This window comes from Rhodococcus sp. NS-SX18, assembly GCF_057367935.1.
In genome coordinates this window covers 140,324-164,021 of sequence record NZ_CM170633.1, presented here as the reverse complement: position 1 = coordinate 164,021, position 23,698 = coordinate 140,324, and the positions used below count along the sequence as shown (strand labels likewise).

General features: G+C 66.2%; 16 protein-coding genes, 1 tRNA gene and 2 pseudogenes. 10 read left to right on the top strand and 9 right to left on the bottom strand.

All coding sequences use genetic code 11. The features are described 5' to 3' along the window. Window positions 1-33: 33 nt before the first annotated feature. The 4 genes and pseudogenes from nrfD to selD form a co-directional block, all read right to left on the bottom strand. Window positions 34-1,053 (bottom strand): NrfD/PsrC family molybdoenzyme membrane anchor subunit, encoded by a 1,020-nt coding sequence (gene nrfD, locus AC2IPW_RS00710; RefSeq protein WP_289381630.1) that lies wholly within the window; start codon window positions 1,051-1,053, stop codon window positions 34-36. Further along, window positions 1,050-1,964: a 4Fe-4S dicluster domain-containing protein gene (locus AC2IPW_RS00705; protein WP_289381632.1), complete on the bottom strand. Its 915-nt coding sequence runs from the start codon at window positions 1,962-1,964 to the stop codon at window positions 1,050-1,052. Before AC2IPW_RS00705 ends, nrfD begins: the two co-directional genes overlap by 4 nt. A 134-nt stretch (window positions 1,965-2,098) precedes the next feature. Then, a pseudogene (fdh, locus tag AC2IPW_RS00700) lies at window positions 2,099-5,332 on the bottom strand (formate dehydrogenase); the annotation flags it as partial. A gap of 112 nt (window positions 5,333-5,444) precedes the next feature. Continuing rightward, on the bottom strand, window positions 5,445-6,467 hold the full coding sequence (gene selD, locus AC2IPW_RS00695; protein WP_486376044.1) for a selenide, water dikinase SelD: 1,023 nt from the start codon (window positions 6,465-6,467) through the stop codon (window positions 5,445-5,447). Between the two features lie 57 nt (window positions 6,468-6,524). On the opposite strand from selD, the gene AC2IPW_RS00690 reads away from it, so the two are divergent. From AC2IPW_RS00690 to AC2IPW_RS00670, 5 genes are all read left to right on the top strand, one after another. Then, window positions 6,525-6,619: transfer RNA gene (locus tag AC2IPW_RS00690), tRNA-Sec, on the top strand. A 32-nt stretch (window positions 6,620-6,651) separates the two neighbouring features. Next, complete coding sequence (gene selA / locus AC2IPW_RS00685) at window positions 6,652-7,956, top strand: L-seryl-tRNA(Sec) selenium transferase (RefSeq protein ID WP_486376043.1); 1,305 nt, start codon at window positions 6,652-6,654, stop codon at window positions 7,954-7,956. Then, window positions 7,956-9,698: a selenocysteine-specific translation elongation factor gene (selB, locus tag AC2IPW_RS00680; RefSeq protein WP_486376042.1), complete on the top strand. Its 1,743-nt coding sequence runs from the start codon at window positions 7,956-7,958 to the stop codon at window positions 9,696-9,698. Before selA ends, selB begins: the two co-directional genes overlap by 1 nt. A 75-nt stretch (window positions 9,699-9,773) precedes the next feature. Further along, entirely contained in the window at window positions 9,774-10,295 is a 522-nt protein-coding gene (locus AC2IPW_RS00675; RefSeq protein ID WP_486376041.1) for a DinB family protein, read from the top strand. A gap of 55 nt (window positions 10,296-10,350) precedes the next feature. Further along, the gene (locus tag AC2IPW_RS00670) at window positions 10,351-11,748 is read left to right on the top strand and encodes a DUF7159 family protein (protein WP_486376040.1); all 1,398 of its coding nucleotides are present in this window, start codon (window positions 10,351-10,353) and stop codon (window positions 11,746-11,748) included. A gap of 635 nt (window positions 11,749-12,383) precedes the next feature. Here AC2IPW_RS00670 and AC2IPW_RS00665 read toward each other — a convergent pair. Further along, the gene (locus AC2IPW_RS00665; RefSeq protein WP_486376039.1) at window positions 12,384-13,025 is read right to left on the bottom strand and encodes a TetR/AcrR family transcriptional regulator; all 642 of its coding nucleotides are present in this window, start codon (window positions 13,023-13,025) and stop codon (window positions 12,384-12,386) included. A gap of 507 nt (window positions 13,026-13,532) precedes the next feature. On the opposite strand from AC2IPW_RS00665, the gene AC2IPW_RS00660 reads away from it, so the two are divergent. The 3 genes and pseudogenes from AC2IPW_RS00660 to AC2IPW_RS00650 form a co-directional block, all read left to right on the top strand. After that, on the top strand, window positions 13,533-15,344 hold the full coding sequence (locus AC2IPW_RS00660) for a flavin-containing monooxygenase (RefSeq protein ID WP_486376038.1): 1,812 nt from the start codon (window positions 13,533-13,535) through the stop codon (window positions 15,342-15,344). Between the two features lie 82 nt (window positions 15,345-15,426). Continuing rightward, complete coding sequence (locus tag AC2IPW_RS00655; RefSeq protein WP_486376037.1) at window positions 15,427-16,587, top strand: serine hydrolase domain-containing protein; 1,161 nt, start codon at window positions 15,427-15,429, stop codon at window positions 16,585-16,587. A gap of 15 nt (window positions 16,588-16,602) precedes the next feature. Beyond that, window positions 16,603-16,863: pseudogene (locus AC2IPW_RS00650) on the top strand (hypothetical protein); the annotation flags it as partial. A gap of 45 nt (window positions 16,864-16,908) precedes the next feature. Here AC2IPW_RS00650 and AC2IPW_RS00645 read toward each other — a convergent pair. Both AC2IPW_RS00645 and AC2IPW_RS00640 read right to left on the bottom strand, forming a co-directional pair. Further along, the gene (locus AC2IPW_RS00645) at window positions 16,909-18,477 is read right to left on the bottom strand and encodes an IS1634 family transposase (RefSeq protein WP_450121930.1); all 1,569 of its coding nucleotides are present in this window, start codon (window positions 18,475-18,477) and stop codon (window positions 16,909-16,911) included. 877 nt (window positions 18,478-19,354) lie between these two features. Further along, the gene (locus AC2IPW_RS00640) at window positions 19,355-19,795 is read right to left on the bottom strand and encodes a TIR domain-containing protein (protein ID WP_486376036.1); all 441 of its coding nucleotides are present in this window, start codon (window positions 19,793-19,795) and stop codon (window positions 19,355-19,357) included. A 553-nt stretch (window positions 19,796-20,348) separates the two neighbouring features. Between AC2IPW_RS00640 and AC2IPW_RS00635 the strand changes: the two genes are divergently transcribed. Both AC2IPW_RS00635 and AC2IPW_RS00630 read left to right on the top strand, forming a co-directional pair. Beyond that, window positions 20,349-20,834, top strand: coding sequence for a TIR domain-containing protein (locus AC2IPW_RS00635; RefSeq protein WP_486376035.1), 486 nt, complete (start codon window positions 20,349-20,351; stop codon window positions 20,832-20,834). Next, window positions 20,831-21,712 carry an HIT family protein gene (locus AC2IPW_RS00630; RefSeq protein WP_486376034.1) on the top strand — a complete coding sequence of 294 codons (882 nt, stop codon included), beginning with the start codon at window positions 20,831-20,833 and terminating at the stop codon, window positions 21,710-21,712. The genes AC2IPW_RS00635 and AC2IPW_RS00630 overlap by 4 nt, the downstream gene beginning before the upstream one ends. Window positions 21,713-21,847: 135 nt before the next feature. Here the strand turns inward: AC2IPW_RS00630 and AC2IPW_RS00625 are convergent, their stop codons facing one another. Together AC2IPW_RS00625 and AC2IPW_RS00620 are read right to left on the bottom strand one after the other, a co-directional pair. Next, window positions 21,848-22,513 (bottom strand): SLOG domain-containing protein, encoded by a 666-nt coding sequence (locus tag AC2IPW_RS00625; protein WP_486376033.1) that lies wholly within the window; start codon window positions 22,511-22,513, stop codon window positions 21,848-21,850. A 4-nt stretch (window positions 22,514-22,517) separates the two neighbouring features. After that, a complete protein-coding gene (locus AC2IPW_RS00620; protein ID WP_486376032.1) occupies window positions 22,518-23,669 on the bottom strand; it encodes a toll/interleukin-1 receptor domain-containing protein in 1,152 nt (383 codons plus the stop codon). Between the last annotated feature and the right edge of the window lie 29 nt (window positions 23,670-23,698).

The following is a 23,698-nucleotide window of genomic DNA, read 5'->3' as shown; positions in this document are numbered from 1 at the left end:
CGTTCTCCTTCGTTGTGCCCGGGAGCCGGACCGTCAGCTCCGATAACGCACGGGTTCCCCGCGATCGACCCGGTCACGCTGCGGGACGACGGTGTACTTGGGGTCCTTCGCCGAGGCGATGCCGGCTTCGTAGACGCCGAGACGAGTGCACAGCGAACCGGCCATGAGTGCGGCACCGGAAACCATCGACAGCGCCCGGTTGCGACGGCCGACGAGGGCACCGACGGCACCTGCCGTCGTCAATGCCTTGCTGGCCTTCATGAGTCGTCCGGCCCTGCCCCGGTGGAGCGTCTCGGCCGGCAGACCCATCGACTGTTCCATCCGCTGCTCGGTCGCGAGTTCGACGAGCGCGCCGCCCACAGCGAAGGCGCGCGCGGGTCCGGCCTCGGCGACCGGCGCACCCAGGATGCCGAGACCGCCGGACGCGGCGGCCGCCGACCCGCAGAACACGAAGGGCAGTTCCTTGTAGGCGGAGTGCCAGGCCGGGGTGGCGGTGTCGGACAGCAGCACTCCGGTGTAGGCGGCCACGGGTGGCGCGGTCACGGCCCCCACGATCCCGGCGGGCCGGCCGAGGGCGAGCAGGAGCCGGACCGGTCCGCGCTGCCATCGAATGGGCAGCATTGCGGCCAGTTCCGCTGCCGCGGCGACACCCGCGAACGGACCGTGCAGGGACAGGATCCAGGTGCCGACCGACATCGGCGAGGTCGGCTTGGCCACCCGCAGCATGTTGAGGAAACGGCTCGGTTTGCCCAGGTCGTGGACGAGGGCGACCACACTGACGAGCAATGACGCGAGCGACCCGAACCGGGCGACCCGACGCAATGCAGGACGGCCGGTCAGGTCCGCGCCCGCGGCGAGCAACGAGGATCCGGCCGCCACCCCTCCGGTGAACAGGTAGACGGCGATGTCGTGTTCCCAGGGTGCCGGCTTCACGATGGGGCGCCCGTAGTAGGAGTCGAAGTCGGCCTCCGGCACCATCAGCTGGTCGCCACCGCGACCGGCTCCCGACCGGTGCGGGCTGCCCGGGCTGCCGCCGTGCTGCACCTGGGTCATCCGCGCCTCCTCAGGAACGACACGGCCGCGCCCGCCAGCATCGCGACCGCCGCGACGGCCGCCCGGTTCCACATCTCCGGCAGGTCCTTGGTGGTCACCACCGGGTCCGGAGGCAGTCCATAGACCTCGGGCTCGTCGAGGAGCAGGAAGAAGGCGCCGGTTCCGCCGACCCCGTCCTCGGGATCGTTGCCGTACAGCCGTGCCTCCGCCACGCCCCGCTCGTGCAACAGGGCGAGTCGTTCGTCGGCCCGCGCACGCAATTCCTCGACGTCGCCGTACTGGATCGACTCGGTGGGGCACGCCTGCGCGCACGCGGGCGTCTGGTCGTCGGTGAGCCGGTCGTAGCACAGCGTGCACTTCTGGGCGATGCCGACCTTCGGGTCACCGTCCGGTCCCTTGCGGCGGTCGATGACGCCGTACGGACAGGCGGCCACACAGTAACCGCAGCCGTTGCAGATCTCGTCCTGCACGACCACCGTGCCGAACTCGCTGCGGAACAACGACCCGGTGGGGCACACGTCGAGGCAGGCGGCGTGGGTGCAGTGCTTGCAGACGTCCGAGGACATCAGCCACTGGAAATCCGGCTTCTCCTCGTCCGGGCGGTCGCTCGCCGCCGCCCCGACGGTGGGCATCCCCAGCGACACCGATGCCTGCTTCTGGGCCGGTCGCTCGATGAAGGCGACGTGGCGCCACTGGTTGGCGTTGAGCGAATGGCTGTTGTCGTAGGACGTGCCGAGCATCGCGAAGAGGTTCTCGGGGACGTCGTTCCACTCCTTGCATGCGACCTCGCAGGCCTTGCAGCCGATGCACACGCTGGTGTCGGTGAAGAAGCCCTTCCGCGCCGGCGAATCCTCGTAACCGGCGTCGGGTGCCGGATCGAGCGGTCCGAAAAGACTGTTGCGGCCGGTCACTCGTTCTCCTCCGGGGTGCGCGCGCCGTCCGAGACGGTGCCGATGGGGTCGCTCGCGACCGTGCCGACGGGGTCGCTCGCGACCGTGCCGACGGGGTCGCTCGCGACCGTGACGATGGGCGGGTAGACACCGTCGGTTACCCCGGCCCGGCGCGCGTATCCCTCGACGTACTCCCGGAGCGCCGCTCCGGTCGGACGGCGTCCTGCACGCACATCGCACGTGCCGACCTTGCTTTCCTGGATGAGCACGTTGGGGTCCAGCGTGATCCCGATCAGATCGTTGGTCGAGTCGCCCGTCACCTTGCCGCCGCTGCCCCAGTGATAGGGCATCCACACCTGGTGGACGGTCCGGCCCTCGACCTTCAGCGGTCGCAGTCGGTCGGTCACCAGCACGCGGCCTTCGATCGCCGAACGTGCGGTGATCACGTGGCACCAGCCCATGTGCTCGAGTCCGCGCTCGGCGGCCAGGGCGGGAGAGACCTCCACGAACATCTCGGGTTGCAGTTCGGCGAGGTGTTCGAGATAGCGACTCATGCCGCCCGCGGTGTGATGTTCGGTGAGCCGGCTCGTCGTGAAGACGAAGGGGAAGACGTCGACGTGTTCCTCCGGCGGTGCCGGATTCATCGGGTTGTCGTCGCGCCGGTATTCCAAACGCGTCGGGTTGGCCTGCTGCCCGTAGAACGGATTGCGGAACGGCGACTCGACGGGTTCGTAGTGGGTCGGCATCGGGCCGTCGACGAGTCCCTGCGGCACGTAGAGCGCACCCTTGCCGTCGCCCTGCATGATGAAAGGATCGATGCCCTCGATGGCCTCGATGCCTTCGGAGCCCACGGGCGAGCGGTAGCTCGGCGGCTTCGTCTTCTCGAAGTCCGGCACGTCCTCGCCGGTCCACTGCTGCGTGTCGGCGTCCCACCACACGTAGGCCTTGCGCTCGCTCCACGGCCTGCCCTCGGGGTCGGCGGAGGCCCGGTTGTAGAGGATGCGGCGGTTCATCGGCCACGCCCAGCCCCACTCCGGAGCGACGAGCGACTGCTCGTGGCGGGACTTGCGACGATCGGCCTGGTTGACACCGTCGGCATACACACCGGTGTAGATCCAGCAGCCACCCAGCGTGGAGCCGTCGGCCTTCATCTCGGTGAACGACGACAGCGGCCGTCGGGACGCCAGGTCGTATCCGTTGATCTCCATCAGCACCGCCTCGGCGCTGGGCTCGTCGTGCTCCCCGTGCACGGGATAATCCCACGCCAGGTCGAGCAGCGGACGGTCGCGCTCGTCGGTCGACCCGGCCAGGCGTTCCCGCATCATGCGCCCGAGATGATAGAAGAACCACAGCTCCGACCGGCAGTCCTCCGGCGGCTCGACGGCCTTCTCGCGCCACTGCAGCATCCGCTGGGTCTGCGTGAAGGTGCCTTCCTTCTCCGCATAGGAGGCCGCCGGGAACAGGAACACCTCGGTGCCGCACTCCTCGGTCACGATCTCCCCGGTCTCGACCTCCGGCGCGTCCTTCCAGAAGCTCGCACTCTCGATCTCGAACAGATCGCGCACCACGAGCCAGTCGAGATTCGCCATCCCGAGCCGCTGGGCGCGGCCGTGGGCGGACCCCACCGCCGGGTTCTGGCCGAGGAGGAAGTAGCCCTTGACCTTTCCGTCGATCATGTCGAGCACCGACCGGTAGGTGCCGTGGTCGCCGGTGATCTTGGGCATGTAGTCGTAGCAGAAGTCGTTGTCCGCGGTGGCCGCATCGCCCCAGTACGCCTTGAGCAGGTTCACCGCGTACGCATCGGCCTTCGACCAGAAGCCCTTGCTGCCGGGCTTGCGGACGGCGTCGATCCAGTCCGAGAGCGACCCGTGCTCGTCGGGATTGGGCATCGGCAGGTAGCCGGGAAGGAGGTTGTACAGGGTCGGAATGTCGGTGGAGCCCTGGATACTCGCGTGGCCGCGCAGCGCCATGATGCCGCCGCCCGGACGGCCCATGTTGCCGAGCAACAGCTGCAGGATCGCGCCGGTGCGGATGTACTGCACACCCACGCTGTGCTGGGTCCAGCCCACGCTGTAGACCAGCGCGGTCGTCCGCTCCCGACCGGAGTTCTCCGTCCACGCTCGGCAGACGTCGAGGAAATCCGCCTGCGAGACGCCGCACACCTGCTCCACCATCTCGGGGGTGTAGCGGGCGAAGTGCCTCCTGAGGATCTGGTAGACGCAGCGGGGGTGCTGCAGGGTGTCGTCGCGCCTCGGGTGGCCCGCAGTCTGGATGCCGTGCGCCTCGTGCTGCATACCTGCAGCGGTCGCCCGGTGCTTCGCGTGATCCTCGGAGGTGTCGGCCTGGGACTCGTGCAGGTCACCCGGCTCGTCCTCGACGTCGTACTGCCAGCTCGTCGGGTCGTAGGTCCGCTTCTCGGGATCGAAGCCCGAGAAGAGACCGTCGAGGTCGTCGGTGTCGACGAACTTGTCGCTGACGAGCACCGGGGCGTTGGTGTAGTTGACGACGTACTCGCGGAAATCCAGCCCGTTGCTCAGTACGTAGTTGACGATGCCGCCGAGGAAGGCGATGTCGCTGCCGACCCGGATCGGCACGTGCGTGTCCGCCACCGCGCTGGTGCGGGTGAAGCGCGGATCGACGTGGATGACGCGGGCACCCCGCTTCTGGGCCTCCACGACCCACTGGAAGCCCACCGGGTGGGCCTCGGCCATGTTGGAGCCCTGAATGATGATGCAGTCAGCGTTGGCCAGATCGGCTGTGTAGCCGGTGGCGCCGCCGCGCCCGAAGCTGGTCCCCAGACCGGGGACGGTGGCGGAGTGTCATATGCGGGCCTGGTTCTCGACCTGGATCGCCCCCATCGCCGTGAACAGCTTCTTGATGAGGTAGTTCTCCTCGTTGTCCAGCGTGGCGCCGCCGAGGCTGGCGATGCCCATCGTGCGCCGGACGCGGCGACCCTTCTCGTCGAGTTCCTGCCAGGTGTCGTGCCGGGTCTGCAGCACGCGGTCGACGACCATCTCCATGGCCGTGTCGAGGTCGAGGTCTTCCCATTCGGTGCCGTAGGGCCGGCGGTAGCGGACCCGGGTCTCGCGCAAATCGCTGGTGACGAGATTCTTGCTCGCAGATCCCTTGGGACACAGTCGCCCGCGGTTGACCGGGCTGTCGGGATCCCCTTCGATCTGGACGATCCGCTCGTCCTTGACGAAGATCTTCTGTCCGCATCCGACGGCGCAGTAGGGACACACACTGCGCGCGACCCGATCGGCGGTCGAGGTGCGCGGTTCGATCTCGTCGGTACGTCGCGACCGCGCCGCCTTGCCGCGCCCGAGCAGATCCTTACCGAGGAACTGGCGCAGGACGGGCCATGGGAGGGACGTATCCTTCTCCGCCATCGAACCTCCTCCGGTGCGCTGTCGATCCCAAACCTACCGGCTGAGTTCGTGTCGTGCCGGGTATCGGGGACACCGGCGCAGGTCGCTCGGGATGTCGCCCGCGGGCGCCGCGTCAGCGCACCCGGATCGCGTGCGCGCCGGCGGGAACCACTTCGCCGATGACGGGATGGCCGGGCAGTTCCCCGACGACCAACAGGCCGCCGGACGTCTGCGCGTCGGCGAGCAGGAGCAGTTCGTCCTCGTCCACGTCGGCGTCCACCTCCTTGCGAACCCACTCGAGGTTGCGGCGGCTCCCGCCCGGCACGAACCCCTCGGCGAGCGATTCCCTCGCCCCGCCGACATACGGCACGCTCGCGGCGTCGAGGACGGCAGTCGTGCCGCTGGCCCGCATCATCTTCATCAGGTGCCCGAGCAGGCCGAAGCCCGTCACGTCGGTGGCGGCACGGACCCCGCCCGCGTGGGCGAGCTGTGCCGCGTCGCGGTTGAGGGTCGTCATCACCGCGACCGCCTCGTCGAACCGCTCGCCGGTGGCCTTGTGGCGGTTGTTGAGGATGCCGAGACCGAGCGGCTTGGTGAGGGTGAGCGGCAGGCCCGGCTCGGCAGCGTCGTTGCGCAGCAACCGGTCCGGGTCCCCCAGCCCGGTGACCGCGAGCCCGTACTTCGGCTCGCGGTCGTCGATGCTGTGCCCGCCGGCGAGGTGAGCGCCGGCCTCGGCGCACGCGTCGGCACCGCCCCGCATCACCTCGGCGGCCAGTTCGAAGGGGACGATCTCCCGCGGCCAGCCGAGCAGGTTGACCGCAACTATCGGCGTGCCCCCCATCGCGTAGACGTCGGACATGGCGTTGGTGGCGGCGATTCGTCCCCAGTCGTAGGGGTCGTCGACGACCGGGGTGAAGAAGTCGGCAGTCACGATCACCGCCCGGCCGCTCCCGTCGGGCGCCGGGTCGATCCGGACCGCGGCGCCGTCGTCACCGTTCTCCACACCGACCAACAGGTCGCCCGTCGCGCGGCCTCCCGGTAGACCACCGAGCACTCGCTCGAGCTCACCCGGCGGGACCTTGCAGGCGCAGCCGCCACCGGCGGCGAACTGGGTGAGCCGGAAGGTGGCCTCGGGCAGGTCGACGTGTGCGGTCATGGCCTCAACATACGGCCGACTGCGACCCCGGGTTCGACTTCCGGTTAAGGTGAGCGCGGAGGCGGTTCTCGTCTGGTGACGGACGCGGTCTTCAAAACCGTTGTGGCCCAGTAGCTGGGCCAGGCGGGTTCGATTCCCGTCCGCCTCCGCCAGTTCTTCCGTCAGCCGTGGGATGAGGAGGCGCGTGCCGGATCCGAGGCGGGGAATCCCCCGCACCGACCAGGTCCTGGCGGAGCCGCGCCTGCGTGCGGCCGTCGACCGGCTCGGTACCCGTCTGGTCAAGGAAGCGGTGGTCGCGGCCCAGCAGCGGTGCCGCGACGGCGAGATCGAGCCGGCCGCCGTCGTCGACCACGCGGTCGCCTTGCTGCCGGCCGGCGCGACCACCCTGCGCCGCGTGGTCAACGCGACCGGCGTGGTGGTGCACACCAACCTCGGACGCGCCCCGCTTTCTCGCGCCGCGGTGGACGCCGTGAGCACGGCGGCCGGCGCGACCGACGTCGAGCTCGATCTGGCCACCGGCAGGCGCGGCCGGCGCGGGCGCGGCGCTCTCGAGGCACTCGCCGCGCAGGTGCCCGACGCCGGCGCCGTCCACGTGGTCAACAACGGCGCCGCCGCCCTCGCACTGGTCACCCGGGTGCTCGCCCGCGGCGGCCGCTCGGTCGTGATCGCGCGGGGCGAGCTGGTCGAGATCGGCGACGGCTTCCGGATCCCGGAGTTGCTGGAGTCGGTGGGCGCCAGGTTGCGGGAGGTCGGTACGACCAACCGGGTGCGCCTGAGCGACTATGCCGCGGCGGTCGACTCCGACACCGCCTTCGTTCTCAAGGTGCATCCCTCCAACTTCACGGTCAGCGGCTTCACGTCGTCGGTGTCGGTCCGGGAGCTGACGGGACTGGGCGTTCCCGTCGTGGCCGACATCGGGTCGGGACTGCTGGCCCCTCATCCGCGCCTGCCGAACGAGCCCGACGCCACCAGCGTGCTGCGCGCCGGAGCCGACCTCGTGACCGCCTCGGGCGACAAGCTGCTGGGGGGCCCGCAGTCCGGGCTGCTGCTCGGCGAGGCCGGACTGGTGGAGCGGCTGCGACGCGACCCGTTCGCCCGTGCGCTGCGCGTCGACAAGCTCACCCTGGCGGCGCTCGAGGCCACGCTGACCGGACCGACGCCTCCCGTACCGGCTGCGCTGGCCCGCCGGCCGGACGACCTTCGGCACCGGGCCCGGACGATCTGCGCGGCGCTCCCGGCCGAAACGGAGCCGGAGGTGGTCGATTCCGAAGGCGTGGTGGGCGGCGGCGGAGCCCCGGACGTGGTCCTGCCCAGCATCGCGATCGCGCTGCCCGAGCGCCTCTCCGGTCCGCTGCGCCGGGGCGAGCCCCCCGTCGTCGGCCGCCTCGAGCGTGGCCGGCTGCTGCTCGACCTGCTGACGGTCGCTCCCGAGGAGGACGACCACCTGGTCGATGCCGTACGACGCGCCGCCGAGCTCGAGGAGCGTTGATGCACGTCGTCGCGACCGCGGGGCACGTCGACCACGGCAAGTCCACGCTGGTGAAAGCGCTGACCGGGGCCGACCCCGATCGGCTGGCCGAGGAACAGCGGCGGGGGCTGACCATCGAGCTGGGCTACTGCTGGACCTCCTGGCCGGGGGTGGGAGAGGTCGCCTTCGTCGACGTCCCCGGACACGAGCGGTTCCTGACCACCATGCTCGCCGGGGTGGGCCCGGTCCCGGCCGCCCTGTTCGTGGTGGCCGCCGACGACCCGTGGATGCCCCAGGCAGCCGAGCACCTCGCCGCGCTCGACGCCCTGGGTGTGCGGCACGCGGTCGTCGCGGTGACCCGCGCCGACCTCGCCGATCCGGGTCCCGCCGCCGCGCGGGCCGCCGCGGAGGTCGCTCGCACCGGTCTGGTGGGAGCTCCCGTCGTCGCCGTGAGCGGCCACACCGGAGAGGGCCTCGACGACCTCCGCGCCGCTCTGGCGACGACGGTCGCCGCCCTGCCGGACCCGGACCCGGACGCCGATGTCCGGCTCTGGGTGGACCGCCGGTTCACCGTGCGCGGAGCCGGGACCGTCGTCACCGGAACGCTTCCCGCCGGGACGGTCCGGGTCGGCGACACCCTCGCTCTCGGCGACACACCGCTGCGGGTGCGCGGGGTTCAGGCACTCGGGCGCGACCGGGAGGCGGTGAGCGGCGTGGCCAGGGTCGCTCTCAATGTCACCGGCCGAATCGACGACCTGGCCCGCGGCCGTGTGCTCGTGACCCCCGGCGCGTGGCATCACACTTCCGTCGTGGACGTGCGCATCACGGGCTCGGACCGGCCCCCTGTCAGCCCCGTGCTGCACGTCGGGGCCGCGGACGTCGGTGTCCGCTGCCGCCCACTCGGAGACGATCTCGTCAGACTCACCCTCGACCGGCCGTTGCCACTCCGAATCGGTGACCGTGCCCTGCTGCGCGACCCGGGCCGCCGGATGATCTGGCGGGCCGACGTACTCGATCCGGACCCGCCCCGCCTGCGGCGCCGCGGTGCCGCGGCACGCCGCGCCCGCCGACTCGCGGGCGCCGACGGCACTCCACACCTGGCCGACGAGCTCGGCCGCCGCGGACTCCTGCACCAGGATCGGCTACGTCAGCTGGGCATTCCTCGCCAGGAGGGCGACCACCTGGTGGTCGGGCCGTGGCTCGTCGCACCCGCCTTCGCGAAAGCGGTCGCCGACCGGCTGCCCGCACTCGTCGAGGAGCATGCCCGCGCACACCCGCTGGATCCGGCCGTCCCGTTGACCGTTCTGGCCTCGCAGCTGCGACTCCCTGCCCCCGACCTGGTCCGAGCGCTGGTGCGCCCGCCGCTGCGGGTCGTCGGAGGCCGGGTCGTCGGACCCGGAGCCGACGTGCTGCCGAGCGATGTCCGGAAGGCCGTCGACGTGGTGCGCCGCGACCTGCTGGCCGCTCCGTTCGTCGCCCCGACCGCCGATCGGCTTCGCGAACTCGGCCTCGACGACCGCGCTCTGGGAGCAGCGCATCGCAGCGGGCAGCTGTGGCGGGTCGCCCCGGGGATCGTCCTGCTCCCCGACGCCGGCGACGCAGCCGTCGCACGGCTCCGGGAGCTCGAACAGCCGTTCACGACCAGTGCCGCGCGCGAGCGGCTGCAGACGACTCGCCGGGTGGTGCTCCCGCTGCTCGACCAACTCGACCGGGCGGGCCGCACGCGACGGCTCGCCGACGACCGCCGCGAGGTCGCCCGGTAAGGCCGCTACAGCGATACCGAGGCGACCCGATCGATCCGGATCCGGAGGAGCCCGTACGGCGGCACCATGGGTGCCATGGACATCGCGCCCGAACCCGCTACGCCCGACACTCGCGACTGGACCTTCGTGCTCGACGGAGGGTGCCCCGAGTGCGGGTACGCGCCGCACGATCCGGCCACGACCGGTGCACGATTGCGAGCGGGCGTGCACCGCTGGCAGGCCGTGCTGCGACGGCCGGACGTCGCCGAGCGTCCCGCTCCGACGGTGTGGTCGACGCTCGAGTACGCCTGCCACTCGCGTGACCTCATCGCCGTCCTCGGGCAGCGGGGGCGGGCGATGATCACCGAAGACACCCCGGTGTTCGCCGATTACGACGGCGAGGCCGAGGCGATCCGTCGGCGGTTCTGGGCAGCAGATCCCGCCGAGGTCGCCCGGCAGATCGCGGCACGCACCGACGAGACCGTGAAGATCGTCGAGGGCGTCGAGGACTGGGAGCGCGACGGCCTGCGCAGCGACGGCCGCAGGTTCACCATTGCTCAGTTGTGTCGATACCTGCTGCACGACGTCGAGCACCATCTGCACGACGTCGCGGGCTGATCCGGCCGAGTCGGCACCTCGCACGACCCGTGACCGAACCGTTATAGTCGGCGTCATGACGTCAGTTCTCGGTGTGTCGGTCGGGGCCAGCGCTGTGCGCTTCGCATGCCGCGACGCCGAGAGCCCCCACGGTCCGGTCTTCCGGTCACGGTCGGTGACCGCGACGCTCGAACGGCCGGGGGACCCGACCGCCGAATCCCTCGAAACGGTGCTCACCGAAACCGACGAGATCGACGAGGTAGACGCCATCGGCGTCGCGTACCGGAACCAGGCACAGGCCGGTGCCGTCCAGGCCGCGATGACCCGACTGGAGATCGGCAACTTCCACCTGGTGCCCGAAGTGACGGCCGCGCTCGAGATGCTGGAGACGTCCGGGGAGCTCGGCGACCACGAGACGCTCGTGTTCTACGACCTCGGCAGTTCCGGCCTCACCGTCACCGTCGTCGACCGCACCACCGGGATCGTGCTGAGCACCGCACGCTCGGACCAGATCAGCGGCGACCTCGTCGACCGGCTGATCTACGACCACCACCTCGCACTGCACCGCTTCACCCAGCCCGACGACACCGCAGCACAGCTCGCCCTCGCCGCCAGGTGCCGCGACGCGAAGGAGCAGCTGTCCACCAAGGGCGCGGTGTGCATGCCGGGCGACGGTGGCCTGCTGCTGCTCTCCCAGGACAACTTCGATTCGCTCATCGACAGCCCTGTGAAGGCGTCGGCCCGCCTCACCCGTGAGGTCATCCGCCGCTCGGGACGCACCCCCGACGCCGCGGTTCTCATCGGGGGCGGCGCGAACATTCCGCTGGTCACCTCCGTGATGGAGTCGTGGCTCGAGCTTCCGGTGATCGTGCCCGCACAGCCCGAGCTCGTCGCGGCGGAGGGTGCGGCGCTGCTGGCCCGCCCGGCAACCGGCGCGGCCGTGTTCCCGACCGAGGTACCCGCGCCACACGAGACGAGCGACACCATCGACACCCGGCACACCGTCGACACCACCCCACCGTCGCGGAAGCGTCGGGGCCTTCTTCTCGCCGGCAGTGTCGTCACCGCCGTCGCTGCGATCGGCCTCGGCGCCGCGTTGCTGCAGGGTTCCGACGCACACCCCACCGTCACGCAAGAGAACACGCAGGCACCGGCGCGGCAAGCAGTGTTGCCACAGCCCACGAAGATCCCGGCGGTAGCTCCGCCTCCGGAAAGCACCCCACCGGTGGCCGGCACGCAGCCCCCGGCCCCCGGCCAGGGTCGTACCGCGGACCAGCCGCAAACCCAGAGCGCGACTCAGGCACCCTTCACCCCGCAGACGCAGAACAGCGCGCCTGCCGACGCATCGGCTCCTGCACCCCCGCCGGAACCAGCCCCGCTCGTACCCGGTCTGCCACAGTTCCAGCTGCCGGCACTTCCCCCGCCTCCGCCGCCGCTCCCCCTACCGGAGTTGCCCCGGATACCCGGGCTCTGAACGGTCCGAGGTCGATGACCAGCCCCACCGGCTGGCCGGTGAACGACTCGACGAGTCAGTGAATCATCCCGTCCCACGTGGTGACATCCGGTACGTCGGTGCTGTCGGCCGCGGACAATCCCCTCCGGTACGCACGACAAGCGCAGCAGTCACGCTATGGCCGCCCCCCCGACAACGCCTTCACCGCGCCGCCACCGCCGACCAGGCCGTGCGCGTGCGCTCGTCCTGCCTCTCGTTCCCATGAGAGCTCGGACTTATGGAGCACGAAAACTACTGTAGATCAACATATTACGTAATCTCAACCGTTCGCACTTTCCCAACTTTGTGCGTATATCGGGGTGCCCCTGCATGTCTCACGTCGGATCGCGCCGGAACGGTGTTTCGTGACAGCGCAGGAGCCTAACGTGCTCCATACCCAGAACACCGGCCACCGACGGCATGCCCCGTGGTCATCGCCGGTTCAACTGTGACGCAGAGCCAGGGGTGTGCCGGTGAGGACTTCGACCACCGTCGCGAAGTCGTCGCGTGTGAGATCGTCCGTTCCGCTCGCCGCCGTGCCGATTACGGGATGCGAGGGGCGCTCGTAGGTTGCCGACTCGAGCGCGCACGCGCCCGATACACAGGGCGGCAGACGGTCAGCGGCCCGACGGTCGCTTCCGAGGCGCCGATGTGCGAGCACGCGGGGGCTTTGCGGGTCCGCTCCCCTGCGGGGAACCCAGTCCCTGCAAGATCATTTTCGTGATGCTGTCCGCCGTTGCAGACAGGTCACGCTGCCGGCCGCTCAGCTTGTCCGAGATCGAGAGAAACCAGGTCATTCCCAGCGTGAGGCGCACCGTCAGGTCGGAATCGAACTCCCGATGCGACCACGCAACCATGTTGGCGTCGACCACCTTTCGGATTTGTTCCAACGATGGTTCGATGCGCTTGCGGAAGTACTCGGCGGCCCGGTCGGCCTGCCCGAACAGTACGATCCCCAACAGCGGACCGATCTCGTCCATGGCGGACAGCAGGTCGCGCACGAAGCGGTACGTTCGCTCGTGCATGAGGTCGCCGGTACTGTCGAAATCGGCCGGCGGCGTTCCGGACAGCTCGACCAGCTTGGCCACCGCCTCTTCGAGGGGCGCTGCGACCGCAGCCTCGAACAGTTCCTCCTTCGACCTGAAGTGGCGGTACAACAGCGACTCGTTCACCCCGGCTGCCGCGGCGATGTCCCGGGTCCGGGCACCGGCGAGGCCGGTGCGCTGAAAGACCTGACGAGCCGCCTCGATGATCTGCACCCGGCGTTCGTCCGCGGTCAATCGCGTTTGCGTCCCCGCGGACGCCGGCGCCGCTGCGGGCCGGCGAGCTTCACTCATCGCGACGCGACAACGGTAGTAAGCAAGTACTCCATAGCCCAAGACTAGCGGAACCGAGACGCACCCCCGGGCCCGGAAGCGATGGCACGCACGGCCCGGAACACCCTCCGGGGGCTGGCGGTGCCCCGCTCGGAGGGAAGGGCCCGCCGGCGGCTCGTGTCGTACGGACCGGCGTCGAGAGGCGACGCCGCGGCCGGTCCCCGGCGCGCCGAGGCGGGAGCACACCGAGAGGTGACCTCCAGCGCCTTTCCCTGTGACCCTTGACACACCCGGTATTAAAGTAAATACTTACTTACACCGCCTTCGCCCGGAAGAAGCGGCGCCGCAGAAACCGCGACTCCCTGATCTCGGTCGCCGAAAGACGTGACAGCGCAGCGCTGCGCGTGATGAGCCCGGTGACGAGGAACCACGACTGTGAAAGGTCCCGTGATGACGACGAGCATCGACCGTGAAGCGCTCCGGAGGAAGTATGCGGAAGAGCGCGACAAGCGGATCCGACCGGACGGAAACGACCAGTACATTCGCCTCGATCGCGTGGACGGCGGGTCGCACGACCCGTACATGCCGGTCACGCCCCGCGAACCCAAGCTCGACCATGTGACGTTCGCATTCATCGGCGGCGGCTTCTCCGGCCTGGTCACCGCCGCACGCCTTCGAGAATCCGGAGTCGAGAGCGTTCGCATCATCGACAAGGCCGGCGACTTCGGTGGCGTCTGGTACTGGAACAGGTACCCCGGCGCGATGTGTGACACCGCGGCCATGGTGTACATGCCGCTGCTCGAGGAAACCGGCTACATGCCCACCGAGAAGTATGCGCACGGCCCGGAGATCCTCGAACACTGCCAACGAATCGGCAAACACTTCGGTTTGTACGACGACGCGCTGTTCCACACCGAGGTCACCGACCTGGTCTGGCAGGAGCGCGACCAGCGCTGGCGGATCTCGACGAACCGGGGTGACCACTTCACGGCCCAATTCGTGGGTATGGGCACCGGCCCGCTGCACGTGGCGCAGTTGCCGGGCATCCCCGGGATCGAATCGTTCCGCGGCAAGTCGTTCCACACCAGTCGGTGGGACTACGACTACACCGGCGGCGACGTGCTGGGCGCGCCGATGGACAAGCTGGCGGACAAGCGTGTTGCGGTGATCGGAACCGGCGCGACCGCGGTGCAATGCGTGCCTGAATTGGCGAAGTACTGCGGGGAGCTGTACGTCGTCCAACGCACGCCGTCGGCGGTCGATGAGCGGGGAAACCACCCGATCGACGAGAAGTGGTTCGAGCAGATCGCGACACCCGGTTGGCAGAAGCGATGGCTGGACAGTTTCACCGCCATCTGGGACGGCGTGCTCACCGACCCGAGCGAGTTGGCGATCGAACACGAGGATCTCGTCCAGGACGGGTGGACCGCGCTCGGCCAGAGGATGCGTGCAGCCGTCGGATCCGTGCCGATCGAGCAGTACTCGCCGGAAAATGTGCAACGGGCCCTCGAGGAGGCCGACGACGAGCAGATGGAGCGCATCCGCGCCCGCGTCGACGAGTTCGTCACCGATCCCGCCACTGCCGCACAGCTCAAGGCCTGGTTCCGTCAGATGTGCAAGCGCCCGTGCTTCCACGACGACTACCTGCCGGCGTTCAATCGGCCCAACACACACCTCGTCGACACCGGCGGCAAAGGGGTGGAGCGCATCACCGAGAACGGCGTGGTCGTTGCCGGCGTCGAGTACGAGGTGGACTGCATCGTCTACGCCTCCGGGTTCGAATTCCTCGGCACCGACTACACCGACCGTGCCGGATTCGACACAACGGGACGCGACGGGGTCAAACTCTCGGAGCATTGGGCGGAGGGCACACGAACCCTCCACGGCATGCACACCTACGGATTCCCCAACCTGTTCGTGCTCCAGTTGATGCAGGGCGCAGCCCTCGGATCCAACATTCCCCACAACTTCGTCGAAGCCGCCCGCGTCGTCGCCGCGATAGTCGATCACGTGCTGACCACCGGCACATCCAGCGTCGAGACGACGAAGGAAGCCGAGCAGGCGTGGGTGCAGCTTCTCCTCGACCACGGCCGGCCCCTCGGTAATCCCGAATGCACTCCGGGCTACTACAACAACGAAGGCAAACCCGCCGAACTGAAGGATCGGCTCAACGTCGGCTATCCGGCAGGCTCGGCAGCGTTCTTCCGCATGATGGACCACTGGCTTGCGGCGGACAGCTTCGACGGCCTCACCTTCCGCTGAGCGCTCCGGCCACGACACGCCGGATCCCGTCGACCCGACGGGATCCGGCGCCCCCACCCACCCAGATCTCGAGGACACCACTATGGATGAACCGACCATCGGCGGATTCTGCGACGACCGATTCGCCGCCGTGCGCCACATTTTCGAGCAGAACGTCTCGTCCGGGGAAGAGCTCGGTGCCTCCCTCGTCGTCGACATCGACGGAGAGACGCGCGTCGACATCTGGGGAGGTTTCCGCGACCAGGCCCGGTCCACGCCGTGGACCGAGGACACCATCGTCAACGTGTGGTCGAGCACGAAGTCGGTACTGGCATTGGCGGCACTGATGCTCGTCGACGCCGGCGAGCTGAACCTCGACGCACCCGTCGCGCGCTACTGGCCCGAGTTCGCCGTCAACGGCAAGAGCGACATCGAGGTACGGCACATTCTCTCGCACACCTCCGGGGTGTCGGGCTGGGAGCAGCCTTTCGTCCTCGAGGACATGTACGACTGGGACAAGTCGACGACCCTGCTCGCGCAGCAGGCACCATGGTGGCCGGCGGGTTCGGCCGCCGGCTACCACGCCAACAACCAGGGCCACCTCATCGGAGAAATCGTCCGCCGCATCACCGGCCGCCCGTTCAAGGAGTTCGTCACCACACATATCGCCGGTCCGCTCGCTGCCGACTTCCAGATCGGCGCCCGCGAGAACGATTGGGGCCGTCTCGCCGAGATCGTCGCACCGCCCCCCTTCGACATCGATCTCGCCGCACTCGATCCCGACAGCGTCATGGTGAAGACGATGACGGGACCGGTAGCCGACGCGAACGCGGCCAATACTTCCGGATGGCGGCACGCCGACATGGGAGCCCTCAATGGTCACGGCAACGCACGCTCGCTCGCTCGGATCCTCTCGCCGATCACGCTGGGCGGTGAGAGCAACGGCATCCGCCTCCTCCACAGCACCTCGATCGACAGGATTTTCGAAGAGCAGAACAACGACGTCGACCTTGTCCTCGGTGTGCCGTTCCGGCGGGGCATCGGATACGCGCTGCCGCGCCCCGACACCACGCCGAGCATCCCGGAGGGCCGGATCTGCTTCTGGGGTGGATGGGGTGGATCGATGACAGTGATGGACCTCGACCGCCGGATGACGTTCACCTACGTGATGAACAAGATGGGGCCAGGCATCATCGGATCGGCCCGTAGCGAGCAGTACCTGCGTGCAGCCTACGACGCCCTCGGCGAGACAGTCATGGCGTGACACACAGCCCTCGCGTGGCGACGTACGGTACTCACCGCCGCATGTGTGACCGTAGTCTGCTGGCAAAGTTGGACGGATCGACCATCACTGCCCATGCTGGCCGCCACTGCCCTGAGCTGCATCGCCATCGGTGCCACCTGTACAGGACTGGCTCAGCGACGCCGACGCTACCGCGCCGATCCGCAAGACCCCCGCCCCCTGGCGACGAAGTGTTTCGTCGCAGTGAGTGCTACTCCGGCCGTCGCGGCCCTCACCTACCTGCTCTCATTGGTTTGAGTTCGACGACGAGTCGGCGCCGAGGGTCACCCGAGTTGCACCAGATTAGTGTGCCAACCCTGACCGGGGATTCGCGATGCCGAGGGAATCGAGGATGTGCACGGCGTCGTCGGTGAGCGGATCGAAGGCGGTGTGCTCGTGGCCGGCGATCGTGATTGTGACTTCCTGCAAGGGACGCAGGGTCCGCACGATCTTCCGGATCGACATCCCGGTCGCGTCCTGCAGATAGCGTGAGATCGCCAACGCGGCGAACACGGTGGTCAGGTGCGCCTCGATGGAATCGCGGGTGTGACTGAAGATCGGGCGGGCCCGCAGGTCGGTCTTCGACATCCGAAACGACTGCTCGACATGCCACAGATCGTGATACTTCGCCATGACTTCCTGTGGATTCATCAGCGAGACAGGCAGGTTCGTCACGTAGCCTTTCAGACCGATCAGGGAACGCGCCCGGGCCAGAGCATCGGTATCGAGGGATTTGCCCTTCGCGGTGCTCTTGACGAACCGCGGTGTTCTAGCAGCACGGGTGCCGTCGACGACCTCCCGGGCCCGGGCTTCCTGCGCGTTCAGCGTCTGGTTGTCCCGCAGGGCACGCTTGGTCGAGTACGCCCAGATCGCCCGCCACGCCGTCGTGTCGGCCGGCGCCCACACCGGCTCGCTGCGACGGGTGAGGTCGTTGACCGTGCTCTTGGCGTGCCGTGGGGTGACGGTGTCGATGATTTGCCCGTCGGTGAACACGTCCCCGTTCCAGTGGAAATGACTGGCCAGATCCGCCGGGGCCTTCGTCACCCGCGAACCGACGATGAACTTCAGCCCGGCGGCATCGAGATCCTTGAGATTCGTCGCCGACAACATCCCGGCGTCGGCGGCGATGACCATCTCCACCCCCTCGATATTGTGGCGGGCCTGGAACTGGCGCACGATGGGCACGATGGTGCGGGTCTCGGCGTGGTTTCCTTCGAAACATCCGATCTCCAACGGGAATCCGGTGCGATCGACGAGCAGCCCGACGACGATCTGCGGGTCGACCCGCCGCTCCTTGGAGTAGCCGACCTTACGGAGCTCGTCTTCCTTCTCCGCTTCGAAATACAAGGTCGTGACGTCGTAGAGCAGCAGGTTCAGATCCCCCGCGGTGGCGGCATGCTCGAAGCAGCGTCGTGCGATGTCGTCGCGGTACCCGTGGCCAGTGCATCGCTGCAGGGTCCGCACGAAGGTGTTGCGGTGGGCCGGGGCGATCCCGATCTCCCGCAGCACTCTGCCCGCATCCGCAACCGACGTCGGCTCGACGAGGCGGGCTGCCACGAGCTGGAAGAACGCGTCGTTGTCGCGCACATCGAAGCCGAGACGTCGCCAGGCCGCAGCGATGACCTCGATCAGCCAGCGGGAGCGTTTCCCGGTGATCGTCGGTGCAGAGCTGGTGGTGCCCAGGTCGAGGTCGAGCTCTTGCTGGCCGGCGAGCAGCTTGGTTCGAGCGGTTTCGAGCAGGGCGGCGAGTTCGCTGTCGGTGTGGGCCGATCCGAGGTGCTCGAGGACCTTGTCGCGGCGGCCCTGCTTGGCCGCGATCTGCACCGCGGTTGCTCCCGAGGCGGTGCGGACTTTGCGGATGTAGGCGGCCACGGGGCGGAGTCTACCGAGCCGTTAGTGTGCCACTTTCCGGCAACGCACCGCCGCTACCTGCACAAATGTCCGCGACTACCCCGGAAACCGACTTACCTGGTGCAACTCAGGTCCGAGGGTCAGGTGTCACCTACAAGGCCCCAGCATTTGATGGATAAGCACGATTATCCATCAATCATGCGGTAGTGCTGCATTTTGGATGCGCGGAGGGCCAGCCGAAACGCAGTTGTTTCCCCATCGCTGTCTAACTAAAAGACCTGTACCGAACAGGATTTCTAGCGAGGTCTCCGAGGAGAATGTACTCCCGTCGACCGTTTATACGCACAGCGGCGGGAACTTTCCTCCCGTCAGTGAGAGCCACTTTCTCGATTTGAGGATAAAGTTCCAGGTATTCTTGGCCACGACTAGTTCCAGAAGAACCCTCAAGCGGCATGATCGCTATCCGCTCACCGCGGAGACCGTCAAAGAATCCCAACTCCCAAGGCATCCACTTCGACGTGGAAGATGTAGTCGAGCTTGCGAAAATCAATGAGTTACATGATTTCATCCGGACTCGTAGGCGTTCTGCAGTGGCCCGGTTGACATTCGATCGGTGCAGTCCTGGATCAACCACCCAGTCAACGTAAACGGACACACCGACCGAATGAAGTATCTCCACAACGCCAAGTATTAACTGCGCATCCTGAAAACTATGGCTAAGAAATACATCGAACCGTTGACCCGGACTAGGTACCATAGATCTGGTCAGCAGTTCACCAGCATCAGTATATCGGCTTGCTGCGATGCGCCGATTCGCTACTGCGCGAACTTCGCTTTGCGTGTACAACGCCATCTGCGGTCACCTCTATTCCTCTGCCTCATTCGCAACATTAGCGCTCTATGATCGAGATGCGTATGCCGAGTCTACCCATTTTCCTAGATTTTGATAACCGTCGTCTAAAACCCAGTCATATGTTTGAGCCCAAGATGGAAGCGGGTTTGCTCCCTTGATGGCAGTCTTGCCATCAAAACCCGGAATGTTATGGGTGTATATTCCAAAAAGCCCATTGCGCCGTGCAAGGCTTTCCCTTATCTCATGTTGAACCCAATGGCGGTTTGCCGTCCGGCTTCCGATCAACACAGCCGTGACGGTTGTCCGCTCAAGCGCCTTGGCGATGAGGCGACGGATAGCGAAATCATCTTTCTTCGTTTCTTCCCACAGTGAGGCATCAATCCATTCCGCCGTAATTCCTTCCTTGAATTGCGAACTTTTTCGAACGACCGAGGATCGTTGAACGTCGAGCTCGTAATGAAAGCTAAAGAACGTCCGATGCGGCATGGCGACCTTTCTTGAACAAAGGATGGTGGTCGTACGGTTTTCGATAACGAGGCGTGGATACTCGCACTAACCAGTGAGACAGAAGAAGGCGGAGCGTGCAGTCAGGACTTGCGCTTCAATGATTTCTTTCAGCAATTCAGCATCCGTAGCGTCAGCATATCCTAACTTTTCGATCTTGTCTTTGGACGCTCCTGGTGGGGACTCATCGAATCAATCTAGCGCTTTCTTGTAGAGCTCGGCTGCAGCCCACTCTGTCGCTCAAACGGGGAGTTAGGTGTGCCCGTTCTTGAGTAGGATGTCGAACTCGCGCAGTACCCCATACTCAAACTCTGGCTCCTCATTAGCCCCTGCCCTGTTCCGGCCGTGCGGTACAAGCACCTCCCCGCGCTGTCGAGTTCCCGCACTGCCGGGTCAGAACTGAACCAGCAATGAACGACGAGCGGCGGACCTTGAGCTGATCCCCCGCTCCATGACCGGACTCGGTGTCGGTGCATCCGGCTATTCTCTTCTCAACTGGCAGAGATGAGCTCTGCCGCCGGCACGGTGGAGACTCATGGCTAAGACTGTCTTTTATAGCTTCCACTACACCCGCGACGTGCATCGCGTGCAGTTGGTGCGCAACGTCAACGCGCTGGAAGGACAGCCGCTGTTGAATGCACAAGAGTGGGAGCAGGTGAAGGGGCGAGGGCGCGCTGCGGTCGAGGCGTGGATCGACGAGAAGATGAAGTACAAGAGAGCGGTGATCGTGCTCGTCGGCCAGCAGACCGCTACTCGACCTTGGGTGCAGTACGAAATAACCAAGGCATGGCGAGACCGTAAGCCGCTTCTCGGTGTTCGGATCCATGGGCTCTCGTCGATGGGGTCCGTGGACCGCGCCGGAGCGGATCCATTCAAGGAGGCCGGGATCAGCACCTCTGTCCCGATTTTCGACCCAACTCGAATTGACGGGGCCGGAAAGATCAATTCCCAAGCGACCTACAACGTGCTTCGGGAGAACCTTGAGACTTGGTCGGACCGCGGTGTCGTGAGGACGGCGTGACAGGTACTGACCCCGCGTGTCCCTTCTGCCGCATCGTGGAGGGGCGCGATCCTAACGTGCGCGAGGTGTATCGAGACCACCAGGTGGTTGCGTTCTTTCCACTCGAACCGGCAACGCGGGGACATACCCTCATCATTCCGCGGCGGCACATCCCCGACCTGTGGGCCCTGCAGGAATCCGAAGCGGCGGCAGTCTCGGAAGCAGCTGTCCGGGTAGCTCGCGCAATACGAGCCGCCCTGGCGCCGGATGGGCTTAATGTCATTCAGTCGAACGGTCGGGTGGCGACCCAGACGGTGATGCACTTGCATGTACATCTTGTGCCGCGTTGGGAAGGCGACCGGATGCCGGACCTCTGGCCGGATGGATCCGCCGAGAGCGCTGATTCACTGGACCGCGCCGCCGACGCGGTTCGAGGGACAGTGAGCACCTCGTCCCCAATACCATCGGCGGATGACCGACGCCAGCACCTTGCATTCATCCAGTCGATCATTTCGCGGATGTCTCAGTCATCGGCGACAGCGAAGACGTGGGTACTGCCGATCGTGACCGCGACGTACGGGTACGCTCTGGCCGAGAGTTCTCCACTTGTTGCGGTGTTGGGTATGTTCGCACTCCTCGTGTTCGGAATTCTGGACGCGAACTACCTGAAGCAGGAGCGCGCTTTCCGCAGGCTCTACGACGAGGTCGCAGAGGGCGGGGACGTTCCTCACTTCTCAATGAATCCAGCATTGGCAGCGACCGAGGGCCGAAAAGACAACTACTGGCCTGATCGCCGTGACATTTGGTCATGGGCGATCGCGCCGGTATACGTCCCACTCATACTTGGTGGAGTGGTAATCTCTGTCGGTCCGTGGATTCACACGATTCTCACAAGATGAGAGAACGGCACAGCCTGTATTGGAATTTTTATCGAAAAGACGAAGCTGCCTGCGGCCACTGTCAATAGTCGCCTGCTTAATCACAGTGGATGAGTCCCTGCCTCATAGTTATAACAGGACGCCAGTACGTATCTGTTATCTGTTTTCTTCCAGATCACCGATCACTGCGCGCCACAGGGCGGGGTACGTATCCTCAGTTGCCAATCGAGTCTTTAGCCACGATGGCCTGTCATCGTCGAAGGTGAGTAGCGCCCGAGCCTCGCCACCAGGTCGGCCGACGGGGTAGGTCGGGCGTTCTGGGAAATGATCCGTGAATAGGGAGTATTCGTCTCGGATTCCTTCCATGCCCCCGACGAAACATGCAGCAATCGGATTTGTCTCAACGAGCATCCGGTGACGCATTATCTCAAGACTGTCGTTCCACGCACCGGGCTCAGGACGGTCACCGCTGGCCGCCGCTGTCCAGATTACGTGGCCGACGCCTTCGGCCTCGAAGCGCCGAGTCGCAGGCGGCAGGACGTCGACGAACAGTTCGGATTGGTAGACGGCAACCCGCTCCCGTGTCTCAAACGGGAACTCTGCAGCAACGTAAAGAAGCAACGGAGCGATGGTGGGATGCGCGGCGGTCACGAGTCGAAAACCAGCAGTCAAAAAGGTTCGCGCCAGTGCGACGACAGCATCGGTAATTTCGAGAGCGTCAAATTCGCCGCGCCATCGTTGAGGATCGGGGATACTGGCCGAAACGAAGATGGACTCGCAACGATCAAGTGTTTGCTGCATCGGCGAGAAAACCAAAGGCATCGTTTTACCACCATCCTCCTATTGCATTCTCAGGTGCCAAAGCAAGGTCCCGTGGCCCCGCTACCCACTCAAGGTGTTCACGTAGGGCTGGTCGAAGAGCGCGGGCGCTGTGTACCAAAAGAACATTCGGGGTGGTGCTCACCGTACCCCGAGCATGGTCAAGTTGCTGTAGGTCAGTCGCGCTCGGCAGGCGGGGCGTGATGCCCACGAGCGTCGAAGCCCCCGGGTGCTCAACCAAGAGTCTCCAATCCGGCAAGGGAAGGCAAGATATACTGCCGGAGGCTTTAGCAGCTTCTTCAATGCTACGGATGAGCATTCGGCGCCGTCTAACTAGGCCTTGGGCATGACCTTCCTCGATAGCGGCGACGATTTTGTCGAGAGCTTCCGGCGTAAAGGTGCCATAGTGGTGCCGGTCCTCAATCAGATCAGCGTTGTGCAACTGGAAGCGAGGTATCCCTTGGCTGCCGGGCACCGGTGGCGGAGATCCGGGCCATCGAAGAATAAGTATGCCCATCGTATGGCTCAGGGCATAGTCCACCTCATCGAACACCCATTCCGATGTGTGGGCAAGAGGCGTCTCTATCAGCAGCAGAAAGGCGTAGTCCTCCAGGGCGTCGGCTATACTTTCTTGGACATCCTTACCGCTCTGAATAGCAAATCGGTCGATGAAGGGACGGAATCCGGCGTGAGTGAGGTGATCATGCAGTTGTTCGGCCGCACCAAGCCCGTCCTCACGTTTGTGACTGATGAAGACTCGACGATCTCGGTCTTCAATTCCAAGATTTTCTAAAAGGATGCGAGCCAGTCTTCGGGCATCCTTGGAATTGCGCCACTCAAACCCGTTTGCAAAGGCCAGCAATTGATGAACATTGACGGCGAATTGCGCGAGCTCTTCCACGACTGGGATGACGACCACTCCTGCAGCCAGGGCGGATGCAATCCGTTCGCCGAGATCTGCGTCGGTGGCCGCAGTCGGGCTGCCGAAGTATGCGCCGACAATTGGACCTTCTGCAGCTGGGCCCGACTCGGTCACTATCACACTTACTGTCCGGTGTAGCCCGAGTTCTAGAATCTCTTTAGCTACGGCTTGGCGAAGCTCGGTAACCCAAGCGTCGCGGTCCGAATGAAACACCTCAATGATATACGTTGCGTTCACACCGAGGCCTTCCTGATTGTCGCGGTGCC

What these genes read in the sequence shown, in the direction of transcription:
- nrfD (WP_289381630.1), bottom strand. Translation starts at nt 1,053, where the DNA reads ATGACCCAGGTGCAGCACGGCGGCAGCCCGGGCAGCCCGCACCGGTCG.
- selD (WP_486376044.1), bottom strand. Translation starts at nt 6,467, where the DNA reads ATGACCGCACACGTCGACCTGCCCGAGGCCACCTTCCGGCTCACCCAG.
- selB (WP_486376042.1), top strand. Translation starts at nt 7,956, where the DNA reads ATGCACGTCGTCGCGACCGCGGGGCACGTCGACCACGGCAAGTCCACG.
- AC2IPW_RS00675 (WP_486376041.1), top strand. Translation starts at nt 9,774, where the DNA reads ATGGACATCGCGCCCGAACCCGCTACGCCCGACACTCGCGACTGGACC.
- AC2IPW_RS00670 (WP_486376040.1), top strand. Translation starts at nt 10,351, where the DNA reads ATGACGTCAGTTCTCGGTGTGTCGGTCGGGGCCAGCGCTGTGCGCTTC.
- AC2IPW_RS00660 (WP_486376038.1), top strand. Translation starts at nt 13,533, where the DNA reads ATGACGACGAGCATCGACCGTGAAGCGCTCCGGAGGAAGTATGCGGAA.
- AC2IPW_RS00655 (WP_486376037.1), top strand. Translation starts at nt 15,427, where the DNA reads ATGGATGAACCGACCATCGGCGGATTCTGCGACGACCGATTCGCCGCC.
- AC2IPW_RS00640 (WP_486376036.1), bottom strand. Translation starts at nt 19,795, where the DNA reads ATGCCGCATCGGACGTTCTTTAGCTTTCATTACGAGCTCGACGTTCAA.
- AC2IPW_RS00635 (WP_486376035.1), top strand. Translation starts at nt 20,349, where the DNA reads ATGGCTAAGACTGTCTTTTATAGCTTCCACTACACCCGCGACGTGCAT.
- AC2IPW_RS00625 (WP_486376033.1), bottom strand. Translation starts at nt 22,513, where the DNA reads ATGCCTTTGGTTTTCTCGCCGATGCAGCAAACACTTGATCGTTGCGAG.